We start from the raw sequence: 7500 nt of genomic DNA, 5'->3' as shown, positions 1-7500 counted from the left end.
AGCGAACGCGGATTAGCCCAAACCAAGGAGCTTGCTCCTTGGGGTTGTGGGACGTCTCACATGGAGTTACAAAGGAACCGGTTAGATGAAGAGGTCTGGAAAGGCCCGCCAGAGAAGGTAAAAGCCCTGTAGTTCAAAACTTGTTCCCTCCGAGACGGATCCCGAGTAGTGCGGGGCACGTGAAACCCCGTATGAATCCGGCAGGACCATCTGCCAAGGCTAAATACTCCCTGGCGACCGATAGTGAAGCAGTACCGTGAGGGAAAGGTGAAAAGCACCCCGGAAGGGGAGTGAAATAGATCCTGAAACCGTGTGCTTACAAGAAGTCAGAGCCCGATCTATGGGTGATGGCGTGCCTTTTGTAGAATGAACCGGCGAGTTACGTTCCCGTGCAAGGTTAAGGTGAAGAGCTGAAGCCGCAGCGAAAGCGAGTCTGAATAGGGCGAATGAGTACGTGGACGTAGACCCGAAACCGGGTGATCTACCCCTGTCCAGGGTGAAGGTGCGGTAACACGCACTGGAGGCCCGAACCCACGCATGTTGAAAAATGCGGGGATGAGGTGGGGGTAGCGGAGAAATTCCAATCGAACCCGGAGATAGCTGGTTCTCCCCGAAATAGCTTTAGGGCTAGCCTCGGAAAGAAGAATCGTGGAGGTAGAGCACTGATTGGGTGCGGGGCCCGCAAGGGTTACCAAGCTCAGTCAAACTCCGAATGCCATAGATTTAGTTCCGGGAGTCAGACAGTGAGTGCTAAGATCCATTGTCGAAAGGGAAACAGCCCAGACCATCAGCTAAGGTCCCCAAGTGTGTGTTAAGTGGGAAAGGATGTGGAGTTGCACAGACAACCAGGATGTTGGCTTAGAAGCAGCCACCATTGAAAGAGTGCGTAATAGCTCACTGGTCGAGTGACTCTGCGCCGAAAATGTAACGGGGCTAAACACACCACCGAAGCTATGGCTTGATGCTTTGCATCAGGGGTAGGGGAGCGTTGAATGCGGGGTGAAGGTGTACCGGAAGGAGCGCTGGACTGCATTCAAGTGAGAATGCCGGTATGAGTAACGAAAAGATCTGTGAGAATCAGATCCGCCGAAAGCCTAAGGGTTCCTGAGGAAGGTTCGTCCGCTCAGGGTAAGTCGGGACCTAAGGCGAGGCCGATAGGCGTAGTCGAAGGACAACAGGTCGAAATTCCTGTACCACCGTAATCCGTGATGAGCGATGGGGTGACGCAGTAGGGTAGTGACGCGGACTGATGGATGTCCGTCTAAGCAGTGAGGCTGATGTGTAGGCAAATCCGCACATCGTAAGGCTGGGCTGTGATGGGGAGCGAAAATTATAGTAGCGAAGGTCATGATCTCAGACTGCCAAGAAAAGCCTCTAGCCAGGAGAAGGTGCCCGTACCGCAAACCGACACAGGTAGGCGAGAAGAGAATTCTAAGGCGCGCGGAAGAACTCTCGTTAAGGAACTCGGCAAAATGACCCCGTAACTTCGGGAGAAGGGGTGCCTCGGTAGGGTGAATAGCCCGAGGGGGCCGCAGTGAAAAGGCCCAAGCGACTGTTTAGCAAAAACACAGGTCTGTGCGAAGCCGCAAGGCGAAGTATACGGGCTGACGCCTGCCCGGTGCTGGAAGGTTAAGGGGAGTGGTAAGCTCGTAAGAGCGAAGCTATGAACCGAAGCCCCAGTAAACGGCGGCCGTAACTATAACGGTCCTAAGGTAGCGAAATTCCTTGTCAGGTAAATTCTGACCCGCACGAATGGCGTAACGACTTGGGCGCTGTCTCAACGAGAGATCCGGTGAAATTTTAATACCTGTGAAGATGCAGGTTACCCGCGACAAGACGGAAAGACCCCATGGAGCTTTACTGCAGCTTGATATTGAATTTGGGTACGATCTGTACAGGATAGGTGGGAGCCGTTGAATCTTGAGCGCCAGCTTGAGAGGAGGCATCCTTGGGATACCACCCTGATCGTATCTAGGTTCTAACTTGGTACCGTGATCCGGTACGAGGACAGTGTCAGGTGGGCAGTTTGACTGGGGCGGTCGCCTCCTAAAGAGTAACGGAGGCGCCCCAAGGTTCCCTCAGAATGGTTGGAAATCATTCGAAGAGTGCAAAGGCAGAAGGGAGCTTGACTGCGAGACCTACAAGTCGAGCAGGGACGAAAGTCGGGCTTAGTGATCCGGTGGTACCGCATGGAAGGGCCATCGCTCAACGGATAAAAGCTACCCTGGGGATAACAGGCTTATCTCCCCCAAGAGTCCACATCGACGGGGAGGTTTGGCACCTCGATGTCGGCTCATCGCATCCTGGGGCTGAAGTAGGTCCCAAGGGTTGGGCTGTTCGCCCATTAAAGCGGTACGCGAGCTGGGTTCAGAACGTCGTGAGACAGTTCGGTCCCTATCTGTCGTGGGCGTAGGAAATTTGAGAGGAGCTGTCCTTAGTACGAGAGGACCGGGATGGACGTACCGCTGGTGTACCAGTTGTTCCGCCAGGAGCACCGCTGGGTAGCTATGTACGGAAGGGATAAGCGCTGAAAGCATCTAAGCGTGAAGCCCCCCTCAAGATGAGATTTCCCAGTATGTAAGACCCCTTGAAGACGACGAGGTAGATAGGTTGGGGGTGGAAGTGCAGTAATGCATGGAGCTGACCAATACTAATCGGTCGAGGGCTTATCCTAAAGATAAGGCGCAATGAAGTTTCGGATCCAGTTTTCAGGGTGTAACCTTGAAGGTATGTAGAAGTACATACGACAAGCGTATGGCTATTTATTCACACAATTTGTGATGAACCGAATAACCTTACGGAAGAATTTGCGAGGCAAATTCATGTTTGGTGGCGATAGCGGAGGGGTTCCACACGTACCCATCCCGAACACGACCGTTAAGCCCTCCAGCGCCGATGGTACTTGGACCGCAGGGTCCTGGGAGAGTAGGACGCCGCCAAGCAAAATCCTTTAAAGGATGATAAAATTTAATGAATTAGGGCCTTTAGCTCAGCTGGTTAGAGCGCACCCCTGATAAGGGTGAGGTCGGTGGTTCGAGTCCACTAAGGCCCATCATTTCTAGATTGACTAAAAGTTTGGGGCTATAGCTCAGCTGGGAGAGCGCCTGCCTTGCACGCAGGAGGTCAGGGGTTCGATCCCCCTTGGCTCCACCAATATTCCCTGATAGCTCAGTTGGTAGAGCACTCGACTGTTAATCGAGTTGTCACAGGTTCGAGTCCTGTTCGGGGAGCCATATTTCAATACTTCTGAATTTTATATATAAGGTGGCGGCGTAGCTCAGCTGGCTAGAGCGTACGGTTCATACCCGTGAGGTCGGGGGTTCGATCCCCTCTGCCGCTACTCGGAGAGATACCCAAGTGGCTATAAGGGGACCCTCTGCTAAGGGGTTAGACTGCGTAAGTGGTGCGAGGGTTCGAATCCCTCTCTCTCCGCCACAAAATTATTAAATCAGAATTCATTTTGCAAGGCCCGTTGGTCAAGGGGTTAAGACACCTCCCTTTCACGGAGGTAACAGGGGTTCGAATCCCCTACGGGTCATAATTATGGAGGCTTAGCTCAGCTGGGAGAGCATCTGCCTTACAAGCAGAGGGTCGGGGGTTCGATCCCCTCAGCCTCCACCATTAATAATATTGTGAAATATCTTTGATGTCGCGGGGTGGAGCAGTTCGGTAGCTCGTCGGGCTCATAACCCGAAGGTCGTAGGTTCAAATCCTGCCCCCGCAATTAATTTCCTATTGGAAATGCCTTTGGAACTGTGGTGTAGAGGCCTAACATGCCTGCCTGTCACGCAGGAGATCGCGGGTTCGAATCCCGTCAGTTCCGCCATTTTAACTACATATAGTGTAAACTATATGATATAGTTGTAAAATAAAACATGGCTCGGTAGCTCAGTCGGTAGAGCAGAGGACTGAAAATCCTCGTGTCGGCGGTTCGATTCCGTCCCGAGCCACCTTTCAAGTGGGAATTGGCAATGTGCCGGTGTAGCTCAATTGGTAGAGCAACTGACTTGTAATCAGTAGGTTGGGGGTTCAAGTCCTCTCGCCGGCACCATTTTGGAGGATTAGCGAAGTGGCCAAACGCATCAGACTGTAAATCTGCTCCCTTACGGGTTCGGTGGTTCGAATCCATCATCCTCCACCAGTCTTTTATAATCATATGGCGGTCGTGGCGAAGTGGTTAACGCACCGGACTGTGACTCCGGCATTCGTGGGTTCAAGCCCCATCGGCCGCCCTTTGATTCTTAATTTAATGGGGATTAGCCAAGCGGTAAGGCAACGGACTTTGACTCCGTCATGCATAGGTTCAAATCCTATATCCCCAGCCATTAAGAGCCATTAGCTCAGTTGGTAGAGCACCTGACTTTTAATCAGGGTGTCGAAGGTTCGAGTCCTTCATGGCTCACCATTTATAAGTTATTTTGCGGTCGTGGCGGAATTGGCAGACGCGCACGGTTCAGGTCCGTGTGGGCTAACCCCCCGTGGAGGTTCGAGTCCTCTCGACCGCACCATATTTTGCGGACGTGGCTCAGCGGTAGAGCATCGCCTTGCCAAGGCGAGGGTCGCGGGTTCGATTCCCGTCGTCCGCTCCATTATCCATACGGCGCCATAGCCAAGTGGTAAGGCAAAGCTCTGCAAAAGCTTCATCCCCAGTTCAAATCTGGGTGGCGCCTTGACTGCTCATTATGGAACTAAATATGCGCCCTTAGCTCAGCTGGATAGAGCGTTTGACTACGAATCAAAAGGCCGGGAGTTCGAATCTCTCAGGGCGCGCCATTTATTAAAAAATGTATAATGTCGGGATGTAGCTCAGCTTGGTAGAGCACCTGGTTTGGGACCAGGGGGTCGCATGTTCAAATCGTGTCATCCCGATACTGATTTGCGGGTGTAGTTCAATGGTAGAACTCCAGCCTTCCAAGCTGGTAGCGTGGGTTCGATTCCCATCACCCGCTTTTTGCTATAGCGGATTCTTGTTGCCTCAGTGGTGACACCTTATAAATAAAGAGAGCCTGTCTGGGGACAGAGCTCTCTCTTTTTTTGTATGTTTATCTTCCATAGATTCTATAAAGTGTTGACTATCGATAATCCTTGCTATCGGTGTATTCCTTCTGCTCCTGCAGTGAGTATACACCGATAACTGATCTAGTACACAGGTTTTACACTGGTATGGTCAGCTGTATGGAGGTTCCCTGATTTGGAGCAGAGGTCATGCTCAAGAAGCCGCCTACTCCTCTAGCTCGTTCTTCCATGCTGAACAATCCAACTCCCTCTCCTTTGGATTCTCCAGAGAAGCCCATACCCTCATCCTGAATAGTTACTTTTATTATTTCGTCTTGATCCTCTACATCAACGTATGCTTCTGCTACATCTGCGTATTTAGCCACATTCGTCAGTGCTTCCTGTACAATTCTATAGATTGCTATTTCTTTTCGGATATCAAGGCGTTTACGTAAAGTACATTGAAAATGCACTTCGATTCCGTAATGCGAACAGAAATTTTCAATATAAGTTCTTAGGGCCGGTACGACACCCAAATCATCCAGAACTGAGGGACGAAGTTCCCACGCTAGGCCACGAACATCTTTAATGATATCGGTTACCTGTGCACGCAAATTTTCCAAAGTAGCGTTGGGTTGTTCAGCTAGTTGGCTATCTAGTTGAATAATAAGTGAAAACAGGCTTTGACCAATCCCATCATGAAGCTCTCTTGAAAAGCGTTTACGCTCTTCCTCCTGTATTTGCATGACTTGCGTCATCATGGTCTGAAGCTCTGCCTCTACTTTTTTTAATTTAGTTACTTCATTACGGATCGCTAAGTACTGATAGGGTTTACCTTCCTCGTCCATAAATGGAACAATCGTAGTATTCACCCAGTAGTAGCTGTTATCTTTAGCACGATTTCGTATTTCTCCCTGCCATACCTCACCAGAACGGATCGTAGTCCACAGGTTCTTCATGAAGGCTCGAGTATGATAGCCCGAATTAATGAGACGATGATCCTGCCCGATCAATTCTTCACGACTATATTGCGAAATCTCACAGAACTTATCGTTTACGTACTGAATAATTCCTCGATGATCGGTCAGAGCAACGATGGAAGATGTATCTAGAGCAAATTTTAGATTGGATAGCTGGTGGAGAGAACTACGCAGTACATGGAGAAAAGGAGAATCTGGTATATGAATTTCCAAATCATTCAGTAGTTTATCGGTTGACTCCCCAAAGGCGGGCTGCAGTAAAGGGTTAGAAGGTTCATTCATAATGGAGCAACCCCTTTTTCAGTGCAAATTTGACCAACTCAGGCCGTGTTTTCAAGTTAAGCTTCTCCATAAGGTTGCTTTTGTGGGACTCTACGGTTTTGACGCTAATCACCAGGTGTTCGGCAATTTCCTTGTTGGCATATCCTTTGGCTACCCATGATAGGATCTCTTTTTCCCGCTCAGACAGGGATTCATACGGCCCGGCTATGCCCTCTTGTTTGATTTTGTCCAGATATTCACTCATCAGGCGTTTGGTTGCATTGGGGTATAGATAGGCACTGCCTTCGGCCACAGACTGGATGGCAGCGAGTAATTCCTCATGAGGTGCACTTTTTAAAATATATCCAGATGCTCCGGCTTGAATGGCTCGGAACAGATATTCCTCATCATCATGCATCGTTAAAATAAGCACTTCTGTATCCGGCAACTGTTTTTTTAATTCGGTGGTTGCCGTGAGGCCATCTTTGCCAGGTGGCATACTAAAATCCATGAGCACGACATCAGGTTGTAGCTCCACCGCTTTGCGGATTGCTTCATCCCCGTCTGCTGCATCTCCTACTACCTTAATACCGTTTTTGCCGTCCAATAGGGCCATGAGGCCAGAACGTACGACAACATGATCATCCACTACTAGTATACGAATCAATTAGTCATCCCCTCGAACGGTAAAAAAACCGTGCGTTTTGTCATAATCATAGCAAATTTTAGGGATTTCAATCAACAGAGATAGTTAGATGAGCTGTTCATGTTCACTTATATTTATAATTTTATTTTTCTTCAAATATCAATCTATGGAGTGAGAGGGAGGGCACATAGCTGGCCAAGGCGATGAGCGACTTGAGTGGCCTTGGCTACATCAGATTCTGTGAATGTTCTCACTTCACGGTTACCGACAAGTAGCACACCGTTTGGCAAGTCTCCTGTACTGGAAAAGGGAATGGCTACTGCAGAATGTAACTGTTCGGCCAGCATAAGCGCACATTCTTGACGTAAACGTATACTGCCTGATATTAAAGCACTAACGGTCACAGTACGTCCAAGACGAACAGCCATCCCGGCGATCCCATGCCCAACTTTAAAAGAAATAAGGCGATAGCGATTGTTTCGGCTGCCGGAGGCATAATACCAATGCAACTTACCCCCTGACCTGGACATAAATGCAAGTGCAGTGAGATCCCCATAAACATGATCTCGCAACTGGTTCAGTTCATTTCGCATTTCATCCGTTATTTGTAGCATAGAA

At 49.5% G+C, this 7500-nt stretch carries 3 protein-coding genes, 21 tRNA genes and 2 rRNA genes (1 of these 26 running past the window's edge); 23 read left to right on the top strand and 3 right to left on the bottom strand.

All coding sequences use genetic code 11. From position 1 onward, the window contains the following. From ACXHJ1_RS04880 to ACXHJ1_RS04770, 23 genes are all read left to right on the top strand, one after another. A 23S ribosomal RNA gene (locus tag ACXHJ1_RS04880) occupies positions 1-2674 on the top strand (it extends 254 nt beyond the left edge of the window). Positions 2675-2825: 151 nt separating this feature from the next. Beyond that, positions 2826-2942, top strand: a 5S ribosomal RNA gene (gene rrf / locus ACXHJ1_RS04875). A gap of 36 nt (positions 2943-2978) precedes the next feature. Continuing rightward, positions 2979-3052 (top strand) — tRNA-Ile (locus tag ACXHJ1_RS04870). 25 nt (positions 3053-3077) lie between these two features. Further along, a tRNA-Ala gene (locus tag ACXHJ1_RS04865) sits at positions 3078-3153 on the top strand. Positions 3154-3157: 4 nt separating this feature from the next. Continuing rightward, a tRNA-Asn gene (locus ACXHJ1_RS04860) sits at positions 3158-3233 on the top strand. Positions 3234-3266: 33 nt separating this feature from the next. Next, a tRNA-Met gene (locus ACXHJ1_RS04855) sits at positions 3267-3340 on the top strand. A gap of 3 nt (positions 3341-3343) precedes the next feature. Further along, positions 3344-3435: transfer RNA gene (locus ACXHJ1_RS04850), tRNA-Ser, on the top strand. A gap of 31 nt (positions 3436-3466) precedes the next feature. After that, positions 3467-3538 (top strand) — tRNA-Glu (locus ACXHJ1_RS04845). A gap of 7 nt (positions 3539-3545) precedes the next feature. After that, positions 3546-3621 (top strand) — tRNA-Val (locus ACXHJ1_RS04840). Positions 3622-3650: 29 nt separating this feature from the next. Continuing rightward, positions 3651-3724, top strand: a tRNA-Met gene (locus tag ACXHJ1_RS04835). A 25-nt stretch (positions 3725-3749) separates the two neighbouring features. Further along, positions 3750-3826, top strand: a tRNA-Asp gene (locus ACXHJ1_RS04830). Positions 3827-3877: 51 nt separating this feature from the next. Further along, a tRNA-Phe gene (locus ACXHJ1_RS04825) sits at positions 3878-3950 on the top strand. 25 nt (positions 3951-3975) lie between these two features. Next, a tRNA-Thr gene (locus tag ACXHJ1_RS04820) sits at positions 3976-4051 on the top strand. Positions 4052-4055: 4 nt separating this feature from the next. After that, positions 4056-4141 (top strand) — tRNA-Tyr (locus ACXHJ1_RS04815). Between the two features lie 18 nt (positions 4142-4159). Next, positions 4160-4232: transfer RNA gene (locus ACXHJ1_RS04810), tRNA-His, on the top strand. An 18-nt stretch (positions 4233-4250) separates the two neighbouring features. Then, positions 4251-4325 (top strand) — tRNA-Gln (locus ACXHJ1_RS04805). A gap of 4 nt (positions 4326-4329) precedes the next feature. Then, positions 4330-4405: transfer RNA gene (locus ACXHJ1_RS04800), tRNA-Lys, on the top strand. A 15-nt stretch (positions 4406-4420) separates the two neighbouring features. Then, positions 4421-4508: transfer RNA gene (locus tag ACXHJ1_RS04795), tRNA-Leu, on the top strand. Between the two features lie 6 nt (positions 4509-4514). Beyond that, positions 4515-4589 (top strand) — tRNA-Gly (locus tag ACXHJ1_RS04790). A gap of 10 nt (positions 4590-4599) precedes the next feature. After that, a tRNA-Cys gene (locus ACXHJ1_RS04785) sits at positions 4600-4670 on the top strand. A gap of 26 nt (positions 4671-4696) precedes the next feature. Beyond that, a tRNA-Arg gene (locus tag ACXHJ1_RS04780) sits at positions 4697-4773 on the top strand. 22 nt (positions 4774-4795) lie between these two features. Next, positions 4796-4869: transfer RNA gene (locus tag ACXHJ1_RS04775), tRNA-Pro, on the top strand. Positions 4870-4878: 9 nt separating this feature from the next. Then, positions 4879-4949, top strand: a tRNA-Gly gene (locus ACXHJ1_RS04770). Between the two features lie 204 nt (positions 4950-5153). Here ACXHJ1_RS04770 and ACXHJ1_RS04765 read toward each other — a convergent pair. The 3 genes from ACXHJ1_RS04765 to ACXHJ1_RS04755 all read right to left on the bottom strand — a co-directional run bounded on the left by ACXHJ1_RS04765 (position 5154) and on the right by ACXHJ1_RS04755 (position 7496). Then, positions 5154-6257, bottom strand: a complete 1104-nt coding sequence (locus ACXHJ1_RS04765; protein WP_457905697.1) for a PAS domain-containing sensor histidine kinase — start codon at positions 6255-6257, stop codon at positions 5154-5156. Further along, positions 6250-6903 carry a response regulator gene (locus ACXHJ1_RS04760; RefSeq protein WP_013369023.1) on the bottom strand — a complete coding sequence of 218 codons (654 nt, stop codon included), beginning with the start codon at positions 6901-6903 and terminating at the stop codon, positions 6250-6252. Before ACXHJ1_RS04760 ends, ACXHJ1_RS04765 begins: the two co-directional genes overlap by 8 nt. A 143-nt stretch (positions 6904-7046) precedes the next feature. Beyond that, positions 7047-7496, bottom strand: coding sequence for a GAF domain-containing protein (locus tag ACXHJ1_RS04755; protein ID WP_017428696.1), 450 nt, complete (start codon positions 7494-7496; stop codon positions 7047-7049). Between the last annotated feature and the right edge of the window lie 4 nt (positions 7497-7500).

This window comes from Paenibacillus sp. ALE2 (genome assembly GCF_054113385.1).
Note: the sequence above shows the minus strand (reverse complement) of the source record. Positions and strands in the feature narration are given on the sequence as shown.

Coding starts and splice junctions, on each gene's coding strand:
- ACXHJ1_RS04755 (WP_017428696.1), bottom strand. CDS start 7,496: ATGCTACAAATAACGGATGAAATGCGAAATGAACTGAACCAGTTGCGA.
- ACXHJ1_RS04765 (WP_457905697.1), bottom strand. CDS start 6,257: ATGAATGAACCTTCTAACCCTTTACTGCAGCCCGCCTTTGGGGAGTCA.